This is a genomic window from Chryseobacterium elymi (genome assembly GCF_003385495.1).
Lineage (GTDB): Bacteria > Bacteroidota > Bacteroidia > Flavobacteriales > Weeksellaceae > Chryseobacterium > Chryseobacterium elymi.
Genome location: NZ_QNUH01000013.1, coordinates 19,716 through 43,626 on the forward strand (window position 1 = coordinate 19,716; position 23,911 = coordinate 43,626).

At 36.9% G+C, this 23,911-nt stretch carries 27 protein-coding genes and 1 tRNA gene; 7 read left to right on the forward strand and 21 right to left on the reverse strand.

From position 1 onward, the window contains the following. Positions 1 to 3 precede the first annotated feature (3 nt). The 13 genes from nuoK to DRF60_RS14955 form a co-directional block, all read right to left on the reverse strand. Positions 4 to 333, reverse strand: a complete 330-nt coding sequence (nuoK, locus tag DRF60_RS14895) for an NADH-quinone oxidoreductase subunit NuoK (RefSeq protein WP_099765818.1) — start codon at positions 331 to 333, stop codon at positions 4 to 6. 3 nt (positions 334 to 336) lie between these two features. Further along, on the reverse strand, positions 337 to 834 hold the full coding sequence (locus tag DRF60_RS14900) for an NADH-quinone oxidoreductase subunit J family protein (protein WP_116012811.1): 498 nt from the start codon (positions 832 to 834) through the stop codon (positions 337 to 339). Next, positions 834 to 1,391: a NuoI/complex I 23 kDa subunit family protein gene (locus DRF60_RS14905; RefSeq protein ID WP_116012812.1), complete on the reverse strand. Its 558-nt coding sequence runs from the start codon at positions 1,389 to 1,391 to the stop codon at positions 834 to 836. The genes DRF60_RS14900 and DRF60_RS14905 overlap by 1 nt, the downstream gene beginning before the upstream one ends. A 110-nt stretch (positions 1,392 to 1,501) precedes the next feature. Further along, the gene (gene nuoH, locus DRF60_RS14910) at positions 1,502 to 2,566 is read right to left on the reverse strand and encodes an NADH-quinone oxidoreductase subunit NuoH (RefSeq protein WP_116012813.1); all 1,065 of its coding nucleotides are present in this window, start codon (positions 2,564 to 2,566) and stop codon (positions 1,502 to 1,504) included. A 93-nt stretch (positions 2,567 to 2,659) separates the two neighbouring features. Further along, positions 2,660 to 3,658 carry a 2Fe-2S iron-sulfur cluster-binding protein gene (locus DRF60_RS14915; RefSeq protein ID WP_116012814.1) on the reverse strand — a complete coding sequence of 333 codons (999 nt, stop codon included), beginning with the start codon at positions 3,656 to 3,658 and terminating at the stop codon, positions 2,660 to 2,662. Positions 3,659 to 3,701: 43 nt separating this feature from the next. Further along, positions 3,702 to 4,592, reverse strand: coding sequence for a hypothetical protein (locus tag DRF60_RS14920; protein ID WP_116012815.1), 891 nt, complete (start codon positions 4,590 to 4,592; stop codon positions 3,702 to 3,704). 11 nt (positions 4,593 to 4,603) lie between these two features. Next, positions 4,604 to 5,962 (reverse strand): NADH-quinone oxidoreductase subunit NuoF, encoded by a 1,359-nt coding sequence (nuoF, locus tag DRF60_RS14925; protein ID WP_116012816.1) that lies wholly within the window; start codon positions 5,960 to 5,962, stop codon positions 4,604 to 4,606. Between the two features lie 12 nt (positions 5,963 to 5,974). Next, entirely contained in the window at positions 5,975 to 6,484 is a 510-nt protein-coding gene (locus tag DRF60_RS14930; protein WP_040996940.1) for an NADH-quinone oxidoreductase subunit NuoE family protein, read from the reverse strand. A 126-nt stretch (positions 6,485 to 6,610) separates the two neighbouring features. Then, positions 6,611 to 7,834: an NADH dehydrogenase (quinone) subunit D gene (gene nuoD, locus DRF60_RS14935; protein WP_116012817.1), complete on the reverse strand. Its 1,224-nt coding sequence runs from the start codon at positions 7,832 to 7,834 to the stop codon at positions 6,611 to 6,613. A 74-nt stretch (positions 7,835 to 7,908) separates the two neighbouring features. Next, positions 7,909 to 8,403 (reverse strand): NADH-quinone oxidoreductase subunit C, encoded by a 495-nt coding sequence (locus DRF60_RS14940; protein ID WP_116012818.1) that lies wholly within the window; start codon positions 8,401 to 8,403, stop codon positions 7,909 to 7,911. Positions 8,404 to 8,410: 7 nt separating this feature from the next. Continuing rightward, positions 8,411 to 8,971 (reverse strand): NADH-quinone oxidoreductase subunit B, encoded by a 561-nt coding sequence (locus DRF60_RS14945; protein ID WP_047397471.1) that lies wholly within the window; start codon positions 8,969 to 8,971, stop codon positions 8,411 to 8,413. A 100-nt stretch (positions 8,972 to 9,071) separates the two neighbouring features. After that, on the reverse strand, positions 9,072 to 9,443 hold the full coding sequence (locus DRF60_RS14950; protein ID WP_048502955.1) for an NADH-quinone oxidoreductase subunit A: 372 nt from the start codon (positions 9,441 to 9,443) through the stop codon (positions 9,072 to 9,074). Between the two features lie 406 nt (positions 9,444 to 9,849). Continuing rightward, a complete protein-coding gene (locus DRF60_RS14955) occupies positions 9,850 to 10,983 on the reverse strand; it encodes a GNAT family N-acetyltransferase (RefSeq protein WP_116012819.1) in 1,134 nt (377 codons plus the stop codon). A gap of 108 nt (positions 10,984 to 11,091) precedes the next feature. Between DRF60_RS14955 and DRF60_RS14960 the strand changes: the two genes are divergently transcribed. Beyond that, positions 11,092 to 11,799, forward strand: a complete 708-nt coding sequence (locus DRF60_RS14960; protein ID WP_116012870.1) for a zinc metallopeptidase — start codon at positions 11,092 to 11,094, stop codon at positions 11,797 to 11,799. A 209-nt stretch (positions 11,800 to 12,008) separates the two neighbouring features. On the opposite strand, the gene DRF60_RS14965 is transcribed toward DRF60_RS14960, so the two are convergent. The 8 genes from DRF60_RS14965 to rbfA all read right to left on the reverse strand — a co-directional run bounded on the left by DRF60_RS14965 (position 12,009) and on the right by rbfA (position 20,267). Beyond that, the gene (locus DRF60_RS14965) at positions 12,009 to 12,614 is read right to left on the reverse strand and encodes an IMPACT family protein (RefSeq protein WP_116012820.1); all 606 of its coding nucleotides are present in this window, start codon (positions 12,612 to 12,614) and stop codon (positions 12,009 to 12,011) included. Between the two features lie 121 nt (positions 12,615 to 12,735). After that, positions 12,736 to 12,909, reverse strand: coding sequence for a bacteriocin-like protein (locus DRF60_RS21200; protein ID WP_157967971.1), 174 nt, complete (start codon positions 12,907 to 12,909; stop codon positions 12,736 to 12,738). A 166-nt stretch (positions 12,910 to 13,075) separates the two neighbouring features. Further along, on the reverse strand, positions 13,076 to 14,104 hold the full coding sequence (gene ribD, locus DRF60_RS14970; RefSeq protein WP_116012821.1) for a bifunctional diaminohydroxyphosphoribosylaminopyrimidine deaminase/5-amino-6-(5-phosphoribosylamino)uracil reductase RibD: 1,029 nt from the start codon (positions 14,102 to 14,104) through the stop codon (positions 13,076 to 13,078). A 63-nt stretch (positions 14,105 to 14,167) separates the two neighbouring features. After that, positions 14,168 to 15,973, reverse strand: a complete 1,806-nt coding sequence (locus DRF60_RS14975; RefSeq protein WP_116012822.1) for a DUF349 domain-containing protein — start codon at positions 15,971 to 15,973, stop codon at positions 14,168 to 14,170. Between the two features lie 75 nt (positions 15,974 to 16,048). After that, positions 16,049 to 16,786 carry a shikimate dehydrogenase family protein gene (locus DRF60_RS14980; protein WP_116012823.1) on the reverse strand — a complete coding sequence of 246 codons (738 nt, stop codon included), beginning with the start codon at positions 16,784 to 16,786 and terminating at the stop codon, positions 16,049 to 16,051. Positions 16,787 to 16,846: 60 nt separating this feature from the next. After that, the gene (locus DRF60_RS14985) at positions 16,847 to 18,628 is read right to left on the reverse strand and encodes an endonuclease (protein WP_116012824.1); all 1,782 of its coding nucleotides are present in this window, start codon (positions 18,626 to 18,628) and stop codon (positions 16,847 to 16,849) included. A gap of 70 nt (positions 18,629 to 18,698) precedes the next feature. Beyond that, positions 18,699 to 19,904 carry an ABC transporter permease gene (locus tag DRF60_RS14990; protein ID WP_116012825.1) on the reverse strand — a complete coding sequence of 402 codons (1,206 nt, stop codon included), beginning with the start codon at positions 19,902 to 19,904 and terminating at the stop codon, positions 18,699 to 18,701. Positions 19,905 to 19,907: 3 nt separating this feature from the next. Next, entirely contained in the window at positions 19,908 to 20,267 is a 360-nt protein-coding gene (gene rbfA, locus DRF60_RS14995) for a 30S ribosome-binding factor RbfA (protein WP_116012826.1), read from the reverse strand. Positions 20,268 to 20,361: 94 nt separating this feature from the next. Between rbfA and mce the strand changes: the two genes are divergently transcribed. The 6 genes from mce to DRF60_RS15025 all read left to right on the forward strand — a co-directional run bounded on the left by mce (position 20,362) and on the right by DRF60_RS15025 (position 23,909). After that, positions 20,362 to 20,760, forward strand: a complete 399-nt coding sequence (mce, locus tag DRF60_RS15000; RefSeq protein ID WP_116012827.1) for a methylmalonyl-CoA epimerase — start codon at positions 20,362 to 20,364, stop codon at positions 20,758 to 20,760. Between the two features lie 62 nt (positions 20,761 to 20,822). Then, positions 20,823 to 20,896 (forward strand) — tRNA-Ile (locus DRF60_RS15005). 90 nt (positions 20,897 to 20,986) lie between these two features. Beyond that, positions 20,987 to 21,811: a DUF6617 family protein gene (locus tag DRF60_RS15010; protein ID WP_116012828.1), complete on the forward strand. Its 825-nt coding sequence runs from the start codon at positions 20,987 to 20,989 to the stop codon at positions 21,809 to 21,811. A 125-nt stretch (positions 21,812 to 21,936) separates the two neighbouring features. Continuing rightward, positions 21,937 to 22,182, forward strand: coding sequence for a helix-turn-helix domain-containing protein (locus DRF60_RS15015; protein WP_157967972.1), 246 nt, complete (start codon positions 21,937 to 21,939; stop codon positions 22,180 to 22,182). Continuing rightward, positions 22,175 to 22,582 (forward strand): hypothetical protein, encoded by a 408-nt coding sequence (locus DRF60_RS15020; RefSeq protein ID WP_116012830.1) that lies wholly within the window; start codon positions 22,175 to 22,177, stop codon positions 22,580 to 22,582. The genes DRF60_RS15015 and DRF60_RS15020 overlap by 8 nt, the downstream gene beginning before the upstream one ends. A 4-nt stretch (positions 22,583 to 22,586) precedes the next feature. Next, the gene (locus tag DRF60_RS15025) at positions 22,587 to 23,909 is read left to right on the forward strand and encodes a DUF3987 domain-containing protein (protein WP_116012831.1); all 1,323 of its coding nucleotides are present in this window, start codon (positions 22,587 to 22,589) and stop codon (positions 23,907 to 23,909) included. The last annotated feature ends 2 nt before the right edge of the window (positions 23,910 to 23,911 follow it).

Consider the following 23,911-nt stretch of genomic DNA (forward strand, 5'->3'; position numbering starts at 1 on the left):
TCCTTATCCTCTTAATTTATTAAATATACTAACATCTACAGAACGGGTATTTCTATACAGCATAGCAATAATTGCCAGACCTACCGCTACTTCAGCGGCGGCTACCACCATAATGAAGAAAACTAAAAGCTGTCCGTCCCCGTTTCCCTTATAGGCTGAAAAAGCAGCTAATAAAAGGTTTACAGAATTCAGCATAAGCTCTACACAGCCCAAAATAACAATAGCGTTTTTTCTCAACAATACTCCCAATACTCCCAAAGAAAACAATACAGAGGAAAGAATGATGAAATAGTTAAGAGGGACGCTTTGTATAAATGTATTTACTTCTCCCATAATTTATAAATCTTTTTTACCGATTAATACCGCACCTACAATACCTGCCAAAATAAGGATGGATGCAAGCTCAAACGGTAAAACATATTGATTAAACAAAAGTCTGCCCAGATTTTTCGTAAGACCTACACCCTTGTCTACATTTTCAACAACAATGTGATTATCCTGAACACCTCTGAATACGCCTAAAATTCCAATTAATAAAAGACCGGCTGTAAAAACTCCAACAAATTTTAAAGTATTGTTCTTCTTACTTTCGTCTTGTTTATTAAGGTTAAGCATCATCAGGATATAAAGGAACAATACCATAATGGCACCGGCATATACTATGATCTGAATGATGGCAAGAAACTGGGCATTCAGAAGAATGTACATTCCTGCAATTGAAAACATCGTAACAATTAATGACAGAATAGCATAGAGAGGATTTCTTGCAAATACAAAATATACTGCACTAGCTACTGCTAAAAATGCCACCAAGAAAAATAAAAACTGATCCATTATTTTACCGCATTTTTTTGTTTCTCGGACTGTCTTGTCGTAATATCAATCCTTTCATTTATTTTTTCAACCAACTTATCTTTTCCGTAGATGAAAGAACCTCTGTTGGTTTCTACATCCACCAATCTGTCTGTAAGATAAATAGCAGATTTCGGGCAGGCTTCTTCACACATTCCGCAGAAAATACATCTCAGCATATTGATTTCATATACAGAAGCATATTTTTCTTCTCTGTAAAGACCTTTTTCCTCTTTTGTTCTTTCTGCAGCTGTCATGGTAATGGCTTCTGCAGGACAGGCTACAGCACAAAGTCCACAAGCCGTACATCTTTCTCTGCCTTCTTCGTCTCTTTTCAGAACGTGCTGACCTCTCCAGATGGTAGTTCTCGGTTTCTGTACTTCCGGATATGAATATACTGCGGGAGCACCTTTTATCACGGTTCTTACAGCATGCTTAAAGGTAATCCCCATTCCTGTAAAAATAGCAGGAAGGTAGATTTTTTCAGCAAGGGTCATTTCTTTTTTGGAAACAACTTTTGATCTGTTTGTAAGTTTCATTTAATTATAGATGTTAGATGTTAGACGTTAGATGTTAGAAGATGGAAGTGGGTATTTATCCCGGATCACCATATTATCACATCATTACATCATCTCATTTTCAAATTATTCTAGTTTGCAAATGCTAAAATTACAGCACCTGTAATCAATAGGTTTACTAATGCCATTGGGATCAGAGTTTTCCATCCTAAGTGCATCAATTGGTCATATCTAAATCTTGGAAGCGTCCATCTGATCCACATAAAGATCAGAATTCCGATTACCGTTTTTGTTAAAAATGCTACGATACTCAGGATTCCAGCAATATTTTCACCCCAGTTCTGAGTTACCCATTCAATTCCCGGATAGTTGTAACCACCGAAGAAAAGAACAACCATAAAAGCATTGGAGATAAACATGTTTACATATTCACCGAACATATATAATCCCAGTTTCATAGAAGAGTATTCCGTAGAATATCCTGTTACCAGTTCAGATTCACATTCAGGTAAATCGAAAGGGTGTCTGTTGGTTTCTGCCAAAGCAGCTACAAAGAAAACAAGGAAAGCAATCGGCTGGTAGAAAATATTCCAGTTCATCCCGGAAACCCAGGGAATCACTCCCCATAGTTTTCCGCCTGTCTGACTTTCCGTAATTTCTTTTAAATCTAAACTTCCCGTCATCATAATGATAGAAAGTAATGCTAATCCCATCGCCAATTCGTAAGAGATCATCTGTGAAGAAGCACGGATAGCACCTAATAATGAATATTTGTTATTCGAAGCCCAACCTCCGATCATGATTCCGTATACACCAATGGAAGCCATTCCGATGATGAAAAGTACACCAACATCGATATTTGCTACTTGTAAATCGTAAGAAACTCCACCAAAATTAAGGGTTTTACCCCAAGGGATAACTGCTCCTGTGATCAATGAAATAAACATAACTAAAGCCGGTCCTAATACGAAAAGAAACTTTTCAGCATTGGCAGGGGTAAAATCTTCTTTAAAGAAAAACTTCCCACCATCGGCAAGGGGCTGCAAGAGTCCGAAAGGTCCGGCTCTGTTGGGACCGATTCTATCCTGCATAATAGATGCTACTTTTCTTTCTGCCCAGGTAGAGTAGGCCGCTATTGTAAGAGACAACAGGAAAAGCGCCAGTACAAGTATAATTTTAAATGTTAGTAAATCCATTTTTATTTTTAGATGTTAGATATTAGAAGTTAGATGTTAGAAGATAGAGATTAATTATCGTATCATCTAATCATCACATCAACTCATTATCAATTATTTTTCGTCTTTTTCACTGATTTCTTTTGCCATAGGATTGTCTAATACTCTTAGCTCATCCTTAGGTTTTTCATAGTGGTTCAATGAAATTACCGAGTGTCTGTCGATATGTCTAGGACCTTCGATATTCCAGTCAGAGAGTTCTTTTCTTTCAAAGCGACAGGTATCGCAGATAAATTCTTCCACTTCTCCCCACTGATCTTTTCTGGCAGTAACTCTTACAATTTCGTCACCTTTCATCCAAACTACGGCTTTTCCTGAACATTTATCACATTTGCAGGTAGCATTCATTGGTTTTGTGAACCAAACTCTGCTTGCAAAACGGGAAGTTCTGTCTGTTAATGCTCCAACCGGGCAGACATCAATAATGTTTCCAATGAAGTCGTTATCCAAAGCTTTATTTAAATAAGTGGAAATTTCAGCGTGATCTCCTCTGAAAAGAATTCCGTGCTCTCTTTCACCTGTTAACTGGTTGGCTGCCAATACACATCTTGCACAAAGAATACAACGGTTCATATTCAGCTTGATATTCGGACCAAGATCGTCTGCTTCGTAAGTATTTCTTTCGAATTCGGTTCTGGTTTCAAGATTTCCGTGCTCATAGCCAAGGTCCTGAAGATGACATTCCCCAGCCTGGTCACAGATAGGACAGTCCAGAGGGTGGTTCACCAATAGGAATTCGGTAACGGCTTTTCTGCCTTCCTGAGCTTTTTCGGAAGAAAGATTCTTCACTTCCATGCCGTCCATCACGTTAGTTCTGCAACTCGCGACTAATTTTGGCATAGGGCGCGGATCTGCTTCGGATCCTTTTGAAACTTCAACCAAGCAAGTTCTACATCTCCCTCCGCTGGTTTCCAATTTGCTGTAGTAGCACATTGCAGGAGGTACAGATTTTCCACCGATTTGTCTGGCAGCTTCCAAAATAGAAGTTCCAGGCAAAACTTCAGTAGTCTGTCCGTCTATAGTTATTTTGAATTTTTTAACCTCTTCGCTCATATTCTATGCTTTCGCTTATGCTTTTAAGGCGTTAAGCTATATTTTAATTATACTTCTTCGTGTTAAATGTATATCCGACTCCTGCAAGGACCTGTCCGAAAACAAAATCCTGACGGGCTTTATCCGGCTTGTTATTTAATGTAGTTTTAATATCCCACATATTGATATATCCCGCTTTTGCCTCTGCTCTGATCATCCAGTTTTTCCAGAAAACCATGTTAAGGCTGGTTCTAAGGTCGGTTCCCATCCCTGCAACGTGAAAACGGTCACTTCTTTCATTTCCAAAAAGCCTTACATTACTTTTAGGAAACATGACCCCGATTCCTGCTCCATAAGACCATACCAAATCTATATTTTTCTTATGAATAAGATTTTTATATTTCTCAAGACCTAAATTTTCATAATTAAGTCCGTCTGTATGCTCGAAAGTAAGGAACTCTGTATCTGCCAGATTTACCTGTCCGTTATGTACCATCGCTGCATATTTAGGATCTGAAATTGTTCCTGAAAAATCAACCGTCTGGTCCTGCTTCATTACATATTTCATATGATCGATTCCTAAAACAAGGGCCAGGTTATCTTTTATGAAATATCCTATTCTGAAATTGTACTGCGTTACGGTAAACCAGCTTGGATCAAAATAAACGATCCCAAATTTTGTAGGTTTATCTCTTGCCTGTACATTATTCAACTGAAAATCATAACCGTTTCCGGTAAAATGGATATCCGAGTTACTAAAAGCTCCTCTGTTCCAGCCAAAGAAAACAAACACTTGTCCTTTCTTGCTCAAAGGATTGGGTTTCTGTTTCTTTTCAGTTTTATCTTTATAAGGAGCTACCTCCAGTTTATATTCTTTATTTAATGTATCTTTTTTTACTTGCCCAAAAGCAACAAGTCCCGACATCATTAAGCCGACAACCAATAACTTCTTCATCAATTTTTTAACTACGCATTTTTTTCAACAGCCGGAATTGGGTCTGCATAATTTGCCAATCCATAATTTTGTGTTTGTGATAGTTCCGGGTTTTTAATATGCCATTCAAATTCATCTCTGAAATGGCGAATTGCTGCTGCAACCGGCCAAGCTGCTGCATCACCCAACGGACAGATCGTGTTTCCTTCGATCTTTCTCTGTATATCCCAAAGAAGGTCAATATCTTCCATTTTTCCTTCTCCTTTTTCAATTTTTTTCAAGATTTTGTACATCCATCCTGTTCCTTCACGGCAAGGTGTACATTGTCCACAACTTTCGTGATTGTAGAATCTCGCTAAAGTCATGGTGTGCTCCACGATACACTGATCTTCATCTAAAACGATGAAACCTCCTGAACCCATCATGGTTCCGGTAGCGAAACCGCCGTCAGCCAATGATTCATAGTTCATGTATCTTGGTTCTCCGTTTACGGTTCTTAATAATAGGTTGGCAGGAACAATCGGAACAGAGCTTCCTCCCGGAATACAAGCCTTTAACTTTTTCCCGTTGGCAATACCACCGCAGTATTCATCAGAATAGATGAATTCTTCAACAGTAATGGTCATATCGATCTCATACACTCCAGGTTTGTTGATGTTTCCACAAGCCGAAATTAATTTCGTTCCCGTAGATCTTCCTACCCCGATTTTAGCGTATTCTGCTCCTGTAATATCAATGATCGGAACGATAGCTGCGATAGATTCCACGTTATTAACCACCGTTGGTCTTTCCCAAAGTCCTTTTACAGCAGGGAATGGCGGTTTTAATCTTGGGTTTCCTCTTTTACCTTCAAGAGATTCAAGCAATGCAGTTTCTTCACCACAGATATATGCTCCTCCTCCTCTCTGAACGTAAATTTCACAATCGAAGCCGGTTCCCATGATATTTTTACCTAAAAATCCTGCTGCTTTGGCTTCTTCAATCGCTTCTTCTAAAATATCAGGAATCCATGAGTATTCTCCACGGATATAGATATAAGAAACGTTTGAACCTAAACAGAAAGAGGATATAAGCATTCCTTCGATCAGTAAATGAGGAAGGAATTCCATCAGATATCTGTCTTTGAAAGTTCCCGGTTCAGATTCATCAGCATTCACAACAAGGTGCCTTGGCACGCCTTCCGGTTTGGCCAGAAAGCTCCATTTCATTCCTGTCGGGAATCCAGCTCCACCACGTCCACGAAGTCCTGAAGCTTTTACTTCTTCAAGAATTTCATCGGGGGTCATTTTCAAGGCCTTTTCTGCTGCAGTGTAACCTCCCTGTTTGCGGTAAGTTTCAAAGTAGCGAATGCCTTCTATATGTGCATCTTTAAGTAAAAGTTTTTTACTCATCGTATATTTTAATTAATCTAAAGCAACCTGTCCCTGTCTGCAAAGATCAAGGATTTCGTCTACTTTTTCTATCGTTAAATTTTCATGAAAGAATTTTCCTAACTGCATCATTGGTGCGTATCCGCAGGCTCCAAGACATTCAGCAGGTTTTAGGGTAAACATACCGTCTTCAGTAGTTTCTCCGTCTTTAATATTCAGCTTGGTTCTGATATGATCAAGGATCTTTTCGCTTCCGCAAACCATACAAGGCCCCGTTCTGCATACTTCCAAAACATATTTACCAACCGGCTTCATATTGAACATGGTATAAAAAGTAGCTACTTCATATACTTCAATTGGCTTAATACTTAATAATTCAGCAACATAATCCATCACAGGAACGTCTAACCATCCTCCGAATTCTTTCTGTGCTAAGTGAAGTACAGGAAGAAGAGCAGATTTTTGTCTTCCCTCAGGATATCTTGCGATAATTTTGTGTACCTGTTCTAAACTTTCCGGTTTAAAAGCTATTGTTTCGCTCATTTTTTTATATAGATTAAAGAACAAAGAACCAAGAGAAAAGACTTTTTGATTCGTGATCTAAATTCAATTTTATTTAATTCGAAGAAAGTCTTTAATCTTTCTTCTTTTATCTTTTTGTCTAATGTATTATGCGTCTAACTCTCCCGCAATAATATTCATACTACACATCGTAACGATCGCATCTGAAATTACAGAACCTGTGATCATTTCGGGATATGCCTGATAATAGATGAAGCATGGTCTCCTGAAGTGAAGTCTGTACGGGCTTCTTCCTCCGTCGCTCACTAAATAGAAACCTAATTCTCCGTTTCCACCTTCTACAGCATGATAAACTTCTCCTTTTGGCACATCGGTTTCTCCCATAACAATTTTGAAATGGTAGATCAAAGCTTCCATTTTCTGATAAACATCCGCCTTTTCAGGAAGATAGAAATCCGGAACATCCGCATGGAATGGCCCTTCTGGAAGGTTTTCGTATGCCTGCTTGATAATTTTAAGGGATTCCCAGATTTCCTGCTGACGAACCATGAAACGGTCGTAAGTGTCACCTGCAGTTCCTACCGGAATAATGAAATCGAAATCTTCATAAGAAGAATAGGGCTGTGCAACTCTCACATCATAATCTACACCTGAAGCACGCAGGTTTGGACCTGTAAAACCATAGCTTAAAGCTCTTTCCGCTGAAATTGCTCCTGCTCCAATGGTTCTGTCCATAAAGATTCTGTTTCTTTCCAGTAAAGTTCCGAATTCTTTGAATCTTGCCGGGAAAGTTTTTAAGAAATCCTGTAACAGCTCATGGAATTTCGGGGTGAAATCTCTTTCAAAACCTCCGATTCTTCCCATATTCGTTGTCATTCTCGCTCCGCAGATCTGTTCGTACATATCGTAAATACGCTCTCTTTCGATGAACATATAGGTAAGACCTGTAATAGCTCCTGCATCCATTCCGGTTACCCCGTTACAGATCAGATGATCACCGATTCTGGCCAATTCCATTAAGATAACACGCATATAATCTACACGTTTTGGAACTTGTATGCCGATCAGCTTTTCTACTGTCATGTGCCAGCCAAGGTTATTGATTGGTGCTGAACAGTAATTCATACGGTCGGTAAGGGTAGTGATCTGAGCATAGTTTCTTCTTTCAGAAATTTTTTCAAATGCTCTGTGGATATAGCCTACTGTTTGCTCCGCGTGAAGGATTCTTTCTCCGTCCATCGTTAAGATATTCTGGAAGATCCCGTGGGTTGCAGGGTGGGTAGGTCCCAAATTGAGGGTGTAAAGCTGCCCGTCAATCTGCTCCTTACTTTCGTATTGGTTAAGTATATTAGATAATGAGTTATCTTTCATAATTTAAATGCTTTAGGCTCTAGGCTTTAGGCTTTAAGCTTATTGCTTATTGCTTACTGCTTATTGCATTATTTTTATCTTCCGAACATATTATCGTCCTTATCTGTTCTGGTACCATCTTCAAGACGGTATTCCTTCAGCATCGGGTGGTACCCGAGATCTTCCATATTCAGGATAGGTCTCAGGTCAGGATGTCCTTTAAATTTAATTCCGTAGAAATCAAACGTTTCTCTTTCCATCCAGTTGGCTCCGGCAAATAAATCTACAAGAGAATCCACTTCGATATTTTCTCTGGACATAAAAATCTTCAGGCGTAATCTGACATTAGCCATCATATTGTGGAGGTGATACACAACGCCGATTTCCTTGTCTGGAAATTCAGGGTAATGGATACCGCAGATATCGGTAAGAAAGTTAAATTCCAATGATGAATCTTTCAGATAATGAATAATCTTTTTGATATCATCTTTTTTTACTTCAATAGTTAACATTCCATAAGGCTCTGAACTAGAGATTACAGACTCCGGAAATTCTCTTGTGATTGCTTCTAATACAAATTCGTTCGTCATTTCCGTTTTAGTTGCTAATGTTGTAAGAATCTAACAATTTTTGATATTCAGGCATATCTCTTCTTCTGATGCTTTCGCTTTCCGCCAAAGCCTGAACCTGCATTACGCCTTCAATAATCTGCTCCGGTCTTGGAGGGCATCCCGGAACATAAACGTCAACCGGAATAATTTTATCAATTCCCTGTAAAACAGAGTAGGTGTCAAAAATACCACCGCTGGAAGCACAGGCTCCAACAGCAACCACCCATTTTGGCTCGGCCATCTGAGTGTACACTTCTTTTAGGACAGGTCCTAATTTTTTAGATATAGTCCCGCAAACCATCAGCATATCTGCCTGTCTTGGTGAGAAAGAGTTTCTTTCCATACCAAATCTTGAAGCGTCATACGTAGGGTTCAGGGTAGCCATAAACTCGATACCACAACAAGAGGTTGCAAATGGTAACGGCCAAAGAGAGAATTTTCTGGCCATCCCGATTACACTGCTCAGTTTCGTTGCGAAAAACCCTTCTCCTTCAAATCCTTCGGGAGCAGGTGCATCTGTTCTTATTACTGGTTTGTTATCTGACATTTGATTGATTTAAGATTTTAATTTAGATTCTAAATTGGTGTTAATGTTAACTTAACTCTAATTTTCCTGATCTAAAATTGTCATTTAAAATTTCTATTCTTTATTTATCCCAATCTAATGCGCCACGCTTCCATACATAGAAAAATGCCATAAAGAAAATTGCCACGAATGTAAGTACAGCAAGGAAGCCTTCCATCCCGAATTCTCTGAAGTTTACAGCATATGGGTAAAAAAATACGATTTCAATATCGAAAAGCACGAATAATACCGCCGTCAGGAAATACTTGATAGAAAACGGTGTTCTCGCATTTCCTTCTACGGGAACTCCACATTCCCAGCTTTGGTTTTTTACAGAATTTCCTTTTTTCTGTTTTGGTCCCAGAAAATGGGCTCCAAGCAAAGAAACGGCTACGAATGCGATAGCTACACCTGCTTGAATAAGGATTGGAATATAACTTTCAGGTAAATTCATTTTTGCATTATTATCTCAATTTGCAAATTTAGCGAATAAACAAGAAAGCATGAAATTAATAAGCTTAAAAGTGGGGTTAAAATAGGGAAAAGTGGTAATTTAGAATCAATAAAAATAGTACTTATTTTTTCATTTTTTTAAGTAGAGAGTAGGCCATGAATGATATGTATCCAAAAAGAATGCTGGCAAGTGTTATATTAACTACAGTATTCATTCGGTCATCTTCTATCTGAAAAAATAAGTTGTAAGCAATAAATGCTGCAATCAGAACAGCGAAAACAATGAGATGTGGTTTCATATGATGAATTTACAAAAAGAATTCAGTTTTTCAGGTACATTTTTTTAAGCGGAAAGTACGAGTTATTTACTTTCGGATTAAATAAGTCGATAATAACTCATTATTTTATCACTGATCATTAATCGTTAATGAATAGGTTCTTCTTCTTTTGTGATTGACTGGATTGTAGTCCTGCCAAAGTAATTGCACACTTTTATTTTCTTCCAGTTCAGGATTGGTTTCGGCAAAATCAATTCCCATGCTTGTAAAACGAACAAAAATCTCTTTAAATATAATAGCTGTAACACCTCTCCTTTGATATTCGGGATGAATCCCGATCAGGTAAAAGTTTGCACGGTCATTTTTCTTTCCTGCCTGTAAAAAATGCCACCATCCGAAAGGAAACAGTTTTCCTTTAGATTTCTGTAAAGCCTTTGAATAAGAAGGCATTGTGATGGCAAATGACACAAGTTCGTTATTTTCATCCACTACGCAGATCACGTAGTTTTTGTCTATAAAAGGAAAGTATTTTTCCCTGTAAGTCTGTATCTGTTCGTCCGAAATAGGGGTGTAGGTTGAAAGGTGCTTATAGGTTTCGTCAAGCAGTTTAAACATAGGCTCTACAAACGGCAGGATTTCCTGTTTTGATTTGAAATTGAGGACCTTAAGCTTGTATTTCTGTGCAATCAGGCCACTGAATTTTTCTACTTTTTCAGGTAACACTTTCGGGAAATTCATTTCATATTCCACCCATTCTTTTTCTTTTGTCAGTCCAAGTTCTTCCATGTGCTTAGGGTAGTATTCATAATTGTAGATTCCTATCATGGTAGCCAGCTTATCAAAACCCATGGTAAGCATGCCTGCTTTATCAAGATTGGTAAAGCCCATTGGACCCTCAATTTTGTCAATATTATTTTCTTTGGCGTAATCTATTGCTTTTTGGATTAGCGCCTGAGAAACTTCCTGATCATCAATAAAATCAATCCACCCGAAGCGTACTTTTCTGATACCTAATTCCTTTTCTTCTTTGTGATTGATGATCACTGCTATTCTACCCACCACTTTATTGTCTTTAAGTGCAAGAAACTGCCTGGATTTTGAATAATTTAAAGCCGGATTTTCTTTTGTGTCCCAAATTTTGAATTCGTCTTTGATAAAGGAAGGGACATAATAAGGGTTGTTTTTATAAAGATCCATTGGAAATCTTACGAATTTTTTTAATTCGTCCTGATTTTTCACTTCAATAACTGAAACTTTAGACATAGATAAGGGGATAATTAGGGAACAAATATAGATAATAAAATGTAATACTTTGGCACAGTTTTTACATCATTATGCTTAAAATTAAACACAAAAAATCTATATAAAATGATGGGTTATTATATTATTATCGGTGTTTCAATGCTGGTAAGCTGGTGGGTTTCGTCCAGATTAAAATCGAAATTTGAATACTATTCCAATGTACATCTAAGAAATGGGCTTTCAGGAAAAGAAGTTGCAGAAAAAATGCTTAGAGATAACGGGATCACTGATGTACAGGTAATTTCTGTTCCCGGCCAGCTGACGGACCATTATAATCCGGCAGATAAAACGGTTAATCTTTCAGAAGGAGTCTATATGCAGAGAAATGCGGCAGCTGCTGCAGTGGCGGCACACGAATGCGGACATGCGGTACAACATGCTGTAGGATATTCTATGCTGAACCTGCGTTCAAAGCTGGTTCCTGTTGTCAATATAAGCTCTAATCTGATGCAGTTTGTCCTTATCGCAGGAATCGGGATTATGGCAGCAACAAGATCTATTGATGATCCCAACGGTAATACTACGGTTCTGGCGATAGGAGTGGCTATGTTTGCTATGACTACGCTTTTTGCTTTTGTAACTCTTCCGGTGGAATATGATGCTAGTAATAGAGCAATGAAGTGGATTAGAGATACAGGAACAGTTACACAGGAGGAATTTGTCGGGGTACAGGACAGTTTGAAATGGGCAGCAAGAACTTATGTGGTGGCAGCTCTTGGATCGCTGGCCCAGCTTCTTTACTGGGGTTCTTTACTGCTTGGTGGAAGAAGAAATTAATCTAACCTGAATTCGGAATAAGGATTAAATTAAACGCAAGGGTAAACAAAACAGAGTCGTTTCACTTAAGCAATACAGGAAAATATATTGGTCTTACTTTGCTGAATGGAATGCCCCTTGTTTTTCTTATTACCATGTCAAGAGATCTGCTTTGTTTGCCTTTGCGATAAAGATTATAATTTCAGGTATTTTCTTATCCCGAACTCAGGTTAATCTATAAATTCAAATGAAACATACTGCATTTCGGATAATTTATCTGAAATGCTTTCTTTTTGGGCTAATTTTAAAGATGCAGTGAGGATGCAGTTTTCATTAGCATCAAAATTCAGAACTTTAGCATCAAATTTGGAAAGCAGGGTAAAAATAGTATTCTGCTGATTGAAGTTGAACTGTATCTCAATTTCTGTTTCAAGCTCTTTTGTGATGATATTGGCCTCTTCCAATGTGATCTTTGCACATTCTTTATAGGCTTTTACAAGCCCTGAAACCCCGAGTTTTGTTCCGCCATAATAACGGACCGATATAACCAGAACGTTGGTGATTTCGTGTGCTAAAAGCTGATTGTAGATAGGAAGACCTGCACTTCCTGATGGTTCGCCGTCATCGTTTGCCCGGTAGTTTTCACCTTCCAGGCCTATTCTGAATGCATAACAGTGATGGGTAGCCTTAGGATGCTCTGCCCTGATTTTCTCCAGTGCTTCCTTCAGCTCCCTTTCGTTATTGACCGGAAAGGCAAATCCGATGAATTTGCTTCCTTTTTCTTTCAGTAAAGTATTTTCTATGGGTTTTTCTATGGTTTTGTATTCGAACGTCATTACAGCCGGCTTTATCAATGCAAAATTATAAAATGCCTGATAAGTTACACAATAATCCAATAGAAAGAAGCCGTTAAAATTTTAACGGCTTGCTGTATCTTATAGTAAATTGTTCATGCTGTTATTCGCACAGGTCCGCTGGAATTAAGCATAAATAGGTTGTAGGTCCACAGAAATCCTGAGGACATCTGTCTCTGCATCTGGTCGGTTGTCCGTTAGGTAATGTGCAGGTTACAAATGCCCCGCCATTAATGCTCTTTAGCCCGATTCTTGAAATTTTCTTTAGATTTTTCATTTGATCACTATTTGGTTATATTTTAATTCACCTTAAAGTTAATTATTTATTTTAAATTAAAAATGGGATTTTGAAACAATTTTGTTATGTTAAATTGATGTATGATAATATTAAACCATTAAATAGTAATATAAGGATTATGTTGAAGCTAATAAATAAGTCAGCCTTATATGTTTGGACGGTAAAACGAAATTGTGTTGTCTCTGAATGTTTTGATTTCATGAGGTTTTAAATCCAGTTCGGGTGCCTGGGTTCCATTTTCCAGTTTCAGACTTTCATTTCTGATTACAATAGCTTCATCCCAAAGGTTTTTATTGATAAACTGCTGTAAGGTATAGCTTCCGCCTTCTATGATGATGGATTGTATCTGTTGCTTATAAAGAGCATTTATCAGATCCTGCAGGAAATTTTCTTTTCCGGTTTTTATAAATTTAATGTTGTTTTCAGTACCTTCTTTTTTGCTGTTGATTACCAAAGTCGGTGCCTCATCATTATAGATTTTGAAATTTCCGGATACTTTCAGATCAAAATCAATGAGTATTCTTATAGGATTTATTCCTTCAGCATTTCTTACTGTGAGGCTCGGATTGTCATTTAAGGCAGTCTGTGTCCCAACCAAAATAGCATGTTCGTCGGCTCTTAGTTGATGTACAAATTGGTTGACTAAAGAATTTGAAATGGCTGTTGGTTTAAAGTCTTTATCTAAAAATCCGTCTCCCGATTCTGCCCACTTCAGGATAATGTAAGGTCTTTTCTTTTGATGATAGGTGAAAAATCTTCTATTCAGTTCAATACATTCCTTTTCCAGTACTCCTGAAACAACTTCAATACCCGCATCCTGAATGATTTTTTTTCCTTTCCCATTCACTTTATCATGAGAATCCATAGCACCTATAATTACTTTTCTGAAACCAAGTTCTTTAATTTTTAAAGCACATGGCGGTGTTTTACCGTAATGGGCGCAGGGCTCCAGTGAAACATAGATCGTAGATTCGGGTATAAGATCTTTGTTTTCGACAGAATTGATTGCATTAATCTCAGCGTGGTTTTCTCCGGCTTTATGATGGTATCCTTCCCCGATAATCTTTCCGTTATGGACAATCACGCTGCCTACAACAGGATTGGGGTAAGTTTTGCCCAATGCTTTTTGAGCGAGCTCAATGCATCTTTTTATATATAATTCGTCGTTGTTCATAAAGTAAAAAGAAAAGCGAAGACAAATTTCTTTGCTCCGCCTTTTTTTGTATTATTTAGTTAATTAATCTCCGGCAATGATATTGTGAAGATTCTGCTTTAAGGTTTCCAGATGAGCCTTCTTATCGTCGATGGTGTTGAATGTATCTCTCAGAAGAGGATTTTCTCTTGACGGTTTGTTGAAGAATGCGAGGTTGTTTTCCAGTTTTACAATTTCACCTTCAAGATCAGAAATCTGGCTCTTGATCTTTCTGGCCTTGTCTGTAAGCTGGTTTTCCGTTAAGCCTTCTTCTTTCAGTTCAAGCTCATTGATCTTATTCAGCTTCAGCTTTTCTCTTAGCGTTCTGTTGAATTCGGTATTGATTGAGATTTTGTCCCTTGGTACTTTCCCGATGTTGTTCCAGGCGGTTTTTATTGCTTCTATTCTTTCAATACTGCCTTCGTCATTGGATACGGTTTTCAGATCTTCCAGAATTTCTTTTTTCTGCTTATAGTTTTCTTTCCAGTTATCGTTGGAAGCATTGTTTTTCTCTCTGTAATTGTTGAAGAATGTGTTACATGCATCACGGAATTCGTCCCAGATTTTATTGGTCATGCTCTTAGGAACGTGCCCGATTTTTTTCCAGTCTTCCTGAAGTTTTTTGAACAGAGGAACGGCGATATCCCATTCTTCATTATTCATATTGTCCTGCGCAGTCTGGATGAGCTTTAATTTCTCTTCCAGATTGGTTTGCTGGGAACCTTTGAGAGATTTATAATAGTTATTCTTTGTTGTATTGAAAGCTCTGAGTGTTGTTTTGAAATCATTCCAGTTCTGATTGGAAAGTTTTCTTGGAACGCTTCCTGTTTTTAAAAACTCTGTACGAAGGTCCTCTACTCTTTTGATAGAATTCTGCCAGTAGCTGTGGTTAGGAGTTTCGGAAGGCTCAGACAATTTCTTGATTTCTGCGATGATCTGGTTTTTCTTTTCCAGATTATCATTCTGTTCACCTTCAATAGCTGCAGAGAGTTCAGATTTTCTTTCGTGAATCTTGTTGGAGATCTCTTTGAACTCTTCCCATGTTTTTTCACGGAATTCTTCTGCTACAGGCTCAGCTTCTTCTTTCCAAAGCTTATGAAGATATTGAAGTTCATTCAGGGCTTTCTGAATTACAGGCTCACTTTCCAGTTCTTTAGCACGCGCAATGATGTGCTGTCTTTTCTCTAAATTATGGCTGAATTCCTGCTCCAGAAATTCTTTATTCAGGTCCAGCATCTGATAAAACTGGTTCAGATGGTGGAAGTAATTATTATTAAGGATCTTAAATTCAGATTTTGCAACCTGGCCTGCTTTTGACCATTCTTCTTTGATTTCACGGATGGATTTGAAGAGGTTGGTTCCCGGTTCGGAGTTAGTATAAAGGTTTTTAAGTCTTTCTATGATACTCTGGCGGTGATCAAGATTTTTTTTCTGCTCTTCATCCTGAGACTTCTGGTAGTTGTCATGTTTTTCCCTGAAAATATTAACCAGAGCGGAGAATTTGGACTGTAAAGGATGCTCGTAGCTGAAGTTTTCAGGAGGATTCCCACCTTCTACATACTCATGCTTTTTGTCTTCCACTTCATCATGAATGTAATGACCTGCTTTTTCTTTTAACTGATTGAATCTTTTGAAATTCTCGCCGGCATTCACCGAGTTGATGATGGTTTCCATTTCTTTTAAAGCATCGGCCAGAGAAATATCATCAGCATGATCTCCTTCCAGGTGTTCTGCGTCATCTTCATGAGTACTTTCACCATGAGGTACAGGTGTTTCGGATGTTTCTTCTTGAGATACTTCGTTAGAATTTTTGTTTTCTTCGTTTTCAGAAAGATTGTTTTCTGTAATCATAGCAAATCTTTTATGTGAGTGGCGTTAATATCCTTTTGTATATAGCAGTAAAGCCAATTAAGGTACTAATTTAGTTTATTTTTTTTGAAAATTCCAAATTTCCCAAGCTTTTTCTGCTTGCTGTTCAAGCATATAATAACCATTGACTGTTTTGGCTCCTTTTTCGGAGGATTTAATGATGAATTGGGTGTAGTTCGGATTGTAGATCAGGTCAATAATCAGGTGTTCCGGGGTGATTCCTTCAAAAGGGAATTCCAGGCAGTCTTCTACATTTGGGAATGTACCTACAGGAGTACACTGGATGATGATCTTATGGTCGCGGACCGTCTCGCTGTCCAGATTTATGAAATTGATTTCTGTATTTCTTGAAATGGTAACGGATGGAATTCCATGTTTATCCATAATATATTTCACGGCTTTTGCGGCACCTCCGTTTCCCAGAATCAATGCTTTGTTCTGATGGGATTTTTTGTGGAGCAGAAGTGTTTTTTCAAAACCAAAAGCATCAGTATTATAACCTGTTTTTTTACCATCTCTGATCAGAACACAATTGACAGCACCAATCTTTTCAGCTTCGTCGCTGAGCTCGTCAAGATAGTCAACAACCTTTTCTTTATAAGGAATAGTAACATTGAATCCTAAAAGTTCAGGATCATTCAGGAGGTTTTCTACTTCATCAATTTCATTGAGGTCAAAAATATCGTAGGTAAAGTCTTTCAGCATCAGCTTCTGGAACTTGTCTTCAAAGAATTTTTTGGAAAAGGAATAGGAAATATTCTTTCCTATCAGTCCTAATTTTTTATTGGAATCCATGTATCAAAAATAAAAAAAAGACCGAATAAATCGGTCTTTATTATCAAATATTTTTACGGTTTAGTCTACCATGAATTTTGTAGAGAAACGGTCTGTTTTCAAGATATAGTTTCCTTTAGTAAGTTCTTTAATATTGATCTTATTGGAGTTTTTGAAAGGATTTGCAATTACTTCTATCAGTTTTCCTGAAAGATCATAGATCTCAGCTTTTGAAATTTTGCTTAAGTTTTCACCTTTTACAAATAATTCATTGTTTTTTACCGGGTTAGGGTAGATGGTGAATTCAGAATTGTCTTTTTTAATGTCAGAAATTCCCAGCGAACCGAAACATGTCCATGTAAGGTCATCTATGGCAACTCTGTTTGAACCAGGGTTACTAATCTTAATAATTGCATTTCCACTGATATTTGCGTTAACTGTTGTCGTAGTTACTGTTGTGCTGTATGGAACAGTTCCTATTACAGTCCCATTAACTTCAATATTTAAATTACCATTTGAACCCGTCGTGAATTTTCGTTGAGTGGTTATCGTTATAGACTGTACTCCTCCTGAAATTGTAGAACTTGTTAAATCTCCACCTTGAATAGTAATTGCTCTTCCGTTAATGGTCTGGTCTGTTCTTGCAAAGTTAGCTGTCCATGAAATATTATTGTTTGTCCATGTTCTTGTTAAATATTGGGAATCTGATGCCGGAATATTCTCAAAGTTTTCTGTTCCGCAGCTGGTATTTCCAGGCTGTCCTGCCAGCGTAGTTCCATTTGCATTGTTACTTGGTGGAGAAGAGTTTCCTGAAGCATCTTTAGCAATCACGTAGAAAGTATAAGTGGTAGACGGTGCCAATCCCTGAACAGTAGCAGTAGTTCCTGAAACCGTCATTTTGAATACTCCGTTAGCATATACATCATAACCTGTAACCCCAATATTATCCGTAGCAGCTGTCCAGCTTAAAGAAATGGTATTCGAAGTGGGATTTAGAGTAATAAGGTTTGTTGGAGCGGTAGGAGCCTGGGTATCTATAACCGGTGCTCCCCAGATTTGTTCAGCATAAGAAGGGTTGTCTATAAATGGATTTCTGTTTCCCTGATACGTATATGATGCGTTGTTTCTGGAAATCTCTTCAGGAGAAACTGGATCCATTACATGCCATGCCAAAAGCTGATTCAGTTCCCATGTCTGAAGCCCAGGATATGTAGATCCACCCAGCATATTTCCGGTACTGAAACCTGGAAGTTCAGCTTCATATCTCGTTACAAAATAGAAGATCATTCTGGCTACGTCACCTTTAAAAGCATCAATGGGCTCAAAAACGGTCCCTCCATATCCCGGTGATGCTGAATTTCCAAGTTTAGATCCGTTATCTGATGTAAAAGAGGCAGTTTGTACTTTACCAAAAGGGTAGTTTGATCTCATCCCATTCACCTTTCCATCGGTAGCACGGATGAAATGGATATCTGATACCATTGGACCGGCCGAACTGAATAAGCTTTGAGGTACAATGTGCTCTCTGTTGTAGCAGTCACCTTCACTGTTATAACCACTGCTGCCACATTGATTTGTACCTACAGTATATGCGTAAGAATCCGGCCCGTTAGGGTTTTCTGAATAAATATCCAGAATAGTTCCGTCATTTTCGTAGAAAAAGTCACGGTCAGTCGTTGCGTAGCCTGTCCACAGGCCGCCGTAACCATGGTCCTGATGTCCTTGTTTAATTATATTTTTAAGAGCCGTTTTAAGTGGGGCACCTGTATGGCCTGCAGCATTATCATAATAACCGGCAGGAGCCTGAGCTGAAGCGAAAATAAATACAGCACTCAGCAGAAAAAAAGATAAAATTCGTTTCATTTAAAAAAAATTGGGCCGTAAAGGTACAAAAAATTGAAAATGAAGCTGATTTTATTTCAAATAGAATATATTAACTTTTAGTAATATAGTCTTTGCTGATTTTGGAAAAAAACCAGGAAATAATGACTCCGAACAGTGAGGCGGTAAACGCGACGATAAGGTAATTTTTTCCAACAATTTTTACAGGGAAGGGAAGTATCTCATTGGCTCTGAAAAATTCTGTATAAAGTTGGAAATAGCAGAGCAGAGTTCCTGCAATCAACCCAGAAATCACTCCGGAAATCACGATAAGAAGTCCGGTATAGAAATAGGTCATTCTTAAATGGCTGATCGGAAAGCCAAGTGAAATAAGAGACCTTGACTGTTCTCTTTTGTCAAGCTGAAGAATGATGATTGCTCCGGCCAGATTGAAGGTTGTAATAAAAATCACAAGTGCAAAGATGAGATAGATGAACAGTTTTTCTGTATTGATCATCTTCCAGAACGCCGCATTTTCTTCTTCCTTAGTTTTTATTTCAATATTTTTTCCCAATGAATTAAGAAGGTTCTGTTTTACAGCATCAGCATTTTCCGGGTTTTTTAATTTGATTACAATATGGTACGCTGATTTTTTTGGTAGACTGAGTAATTCCTCGGTAAGTTCTATTGGGGCAATGATATAACTGTCCAGCTGCTCTTTTCCCGGAAAAACTCCTGTCACAACAAAATCTCTTTTATTATAGATGTCTTCCTCTTTGTTAATGATGCCGGTTCCGGGCTTGGGCATAAAGATTGTAGCGTAGTTGCTTGTAGAATCTATGGGAATCGATAGCCTGTTGTGCAGGTTGGTTTCCATCAATACTTCATTGGAAAATTCGAAACTTGGGTAATTTCCATAGAATACATCTTTATCAATAGGATTCACTTTTGTATAAGCAGAATCCACTCCTCTTAAATAAGCAATATCACCTTTACCTTTATAGTTAACATACACTTTTTCCTCAATCACGCGGGAAAAACTGCTGATTGCCTTGTTGTTTTTTAAAACTGTAGTGATCTTATCCAGATCTTTCACTGTTTTTCCTGAAGTACTTTTCAGGGTGAGATCTGCATGAAGGTTTGAAATCAGGTCTTTGTTCAGGGTCTCGAGGCCCGAAAATACTGAAATAATTACAAACATTGCAGTCACAGCAACCGTCATGGCCCCTACCGAAAGCCACGTGATGAATGTCACGGCAGTGCTTCCCTTTTTAGCCAAAAGGTATCTGGATGCTATGTAAAATGCAATATTTTTCAAGATTTATAAAACAGGATTGTCACCTTCGCCTCTTAATTCTCTTTCTAATTTTTCAACATCATCAAGAGCGGTGTCCAGATAAAAGTTAAGCTGTGGAATTATACGTACCTGTTTTGCCATTTTCTGGCCAATAAAATTTCTGTACTGAGGTTTGTTTTCTTCAATCTCTTTCATCACCGCGGAACGGAATTCCTGCGGGAAAATGCTTAAATAAATTTTAGCAATACCCAGATCTGCTGATATTTTTACGTCTGAAACGGATACCAGTATGCTCTGCTTGCTTTCTGAAGCCTGTTTGCGGAAAAGCTCTGCGAAGTCTTCCTGGATGATCTGTGCTACTTTTCTTTGTCTGTTACTTTCCATAAGTTATGCAAATTTAGTACTTTTGTTTGAATTGATACCTTTGAAATTCAGCTCCGGTATCAAATTTACGATTTAATTATATTTATTACTACTTATGAAGCTAGAACATATTGGTATTGCCGTAAAATCTTTAGGAGTCTCTGATGATCTTTTTGCCAAATTATTAGGAAAGGAATCTTATAAAAAAGAAAGTGTAAAAAGGGAAGGGGTTGTCACTTCTTTTTACGGAACCGGAGAAAGCAAAATTGAGCTGCTAGAAGCCAGTAATCCTGAAAGTCCGATCTCAAAATTTATCGATAAAAAGGGTGAAGGTATCCATCACCTTGCATTTGGTGTAGAAAATATCCTTGAAGAGATTGAAAGATTAAAAAAAGAAGGTTTCCAGTTTATCTCTGAAGAACCCAAAGAAGGTGCTGATAACAAATTAGTTGTCTTCCTGCACCCAAAATCTACGAATGGTGTGTTGGTAGAACTTTGTCAAGAAAAGCAATAAAAAGTTTTGTAGTGAAAGAAATTTTGCTATTTTTGCAATCACAAAATTTAACCAAGTTTTGAGGTCCTATAGCTCAGTTGGTTAGAGCACCTGACTCATAATCAGGTGGTCCCTGGTTCGAGCCCAGGTGGGACCACTTTTATAATCAAGCACTTACAGAAATGTAGGTGCTTTTTTTATTTTTTGACTGCAACAATACTGCAACATTTTTGTATTTTAGCTTTAAATGGAAAAGGAGAAACTTTTAGCACTAAACGAACTCCAAAACTTTATGACATACTCCAATGTCGTAAAGTTAAAAGACCAGTTTATAAAGGAAAAAATAGACCCAGATGAATCTTATCATTCAATCGACTCTGAAAAAGGAGAATTTGAATATTATCATTCAGATAAAGCAGAATTTGTATGGATTAGATTTGAAACTGAGTTAAAAAAGTATTTAGAGCGGTTAATAAGTTCTCTAAAAGTAGATATTGATAATTCAATTTACCTATATTCATCTAATGAACGAAACAGATATTTTAAAAATGTATTTATCACTTTCGATTATATAAAAGATCATCAATCCGAGTTATTCAAGCTATTTCCTATTTGCTCCTTCCTTTTTGAAGAAATTAAAACCTATTTATCTGCTAAATATAATTTTCATCATTCTGATAAGCAGAATACTAATTCTTATTTTGGAGTTAAGCCATTTGTTAAAAGGTCAGACATTGAAAAAGTCTATGAATTTTTAATTGATAATGATTACTTAAATGAAGATATTACTTCTTATGACGATTTTTATTCTGCATTAAATGATTTGGATACATCCAAAACAATACGCTTTAATTGTCCTACCACTATAGCAAGTAAAATATTAAACGAAGTACAAAGGCTATTTAATGATCTTACTCCAAAGTCAATAGAAGAATCAGGAAGATTTATTACTAAAAGAGGAACTATCATAACAGCTCAGAATTTATATGCAGTTAAAAACAGAACTAAGGATAAATCGAGTAAAGACTACGTCCTTATTGAAAGCTTTTTCCAAGAGAAATTTTCTTTGTAGATAATCTCACACTTTTTCTCACACCTCACTCATACTTTCTGATTTCCACTTTTTACATGTACTAATATTGCTGTGTCAAACCAATGCAAATTGTGCGCACAAGCAGCATTATAAATATAGTTAAAATGGAAACAACTTCCCAAAAGGAAATTTTAAGCTTTAAAGAAGCACTCGGATACTTGGATGTATCAAAAAGCTTCCTTTATAAGCAGACCTCACAGAGAACAATCCGGTATTTCAAGCCCAATGGAGGTAAAATCTACTTCAAGAAAACAGATTTGGATAGCTGGATGCTTCAAAATGAAAATAAAAGCAAGGAGCTTTTAGAAGACGAATTATTTAACAAATTAAAAGTGAGAAAAGATGTATAAGAAATTAGAAAACTATTCAATAAATCATGAAGGTGAAGTTAATTTTCATGAATTTAATAAAAGAATTTTAAGAACTATTGAAAGCCTTTCAATTACTGAAATTGTGTCTAATAGCTACTTATATGAAGTAGATCAAAAAACTAATAAGGGTATTCGTATTTCTTATTATCCAAAAAAAATTGAAATTTCAATTTTTCCTTCAAGTAGTAAATATGACTATAAACTAGCCGATATTCTGGTTAATTATTTAGCTTTTTATTCAAATGGATTTTTATTAAATACTTCACCGAAAAGTAAATTTAGTCTACCTTATGATGATAGAATGAAAAATGATAATCGTGGGTATTTTATCATTCCAAAAGTTTCAGAAAATATCACTACTAAAATATTAAAAGGATAAGATTATGGAAAAGATTAAAATAAATGAAGGAATCGCTAATGATCTTATAGAGGAATCGGTATATCGCAGATTACCTCAAATATTACAAAACATCACGCAACCGTTTACAGGACGTGAAAGAGATATTGTATTAACATCAGCTCTAGGAGTATTAAGTACTTGTTTACCCAATATTTACGGAATTTATGATGGAGATAAGATTTATCCTAATGTGTATGTGATGATTATTGCTCCTGCGGCATCAGGTAAGGGTGTGATGAACAAATCAAGGATTTTAATTGATAAAATTCACGATAAAGTACTAAATGATAGTATTAACATTCAGAAAGACTGTAAAGAAGAAAAAAAGAAATCGAAAGAAAAAAAAGGCTCTGATGATTGCCCATCATTAGAAATCAAAATAATGCCAGCCAATATTTCCACGGCAGAAATGTATACTTATATGGGCGCTTCCAATCATGGGGTGCTTATTATAGAATCAGAAGCAGATACCATGAGCAATATGCTCAATAATGACTGGAGTAATTATTCTGATATATTAAGAAAATGTTTTCACCATGAGCCTATTTCAATCAGCCGGAAAATGGAGAAAATATTTGAAGATATTAAAGAGCCAAAGCTGTCATTAGTAATGAGTGGAACACCGGAACAATTAAAAACATTAATTAAATCCAAAGAAAATGGTTTGTATTCGAGGTTTATTGTATACACGTTTGATGAAATAAGCCAGTTTAAAAATGTATTTTCGATTAGCACCAGGAACAATAATGCTGTATTTGAAGAAGAAGCGAAACAAGTATTTAATCTTTATGAAGCACTAGCAGGTTTAAAAAAGGAAGAGATAGAATTTAAGCTCACTGAAAATCAGGTAAGAAAGTTTCTAAAAGAACTTACTGTTATGCATGGGGTAATACTGGACTTTCATCCTCAATCTTTTATATCCAATCTCAATAGACATGGACTTATTTTATTCAGAGTAGCCATGATATTAACAGCTTTACGTAATATTAACAATATTCCTGTTACTGGTAAAGAATTAGTTTGTTCCAATATGGATTTTATATTAGCGTTAGAGATAACAAAGGTTTTTCTAAAACACTCATTGGTTACTTATAATACATTTGATGACGGTATATTGTCAGAAAATGATGAAAAATTATTATTTGGACTGCCTTTTCAATTTACTAGAGCCGAAGCTATTAAGCTAGCAGAAATGCATAATATACCTAAAAGAACGATGGATGATAAGCTCAAACAATGGAAGAAAAAATACATTATTACTCCCATAAGGCAAGGGCTTTATAGACGTAATAAAAATTTCATGTAAAA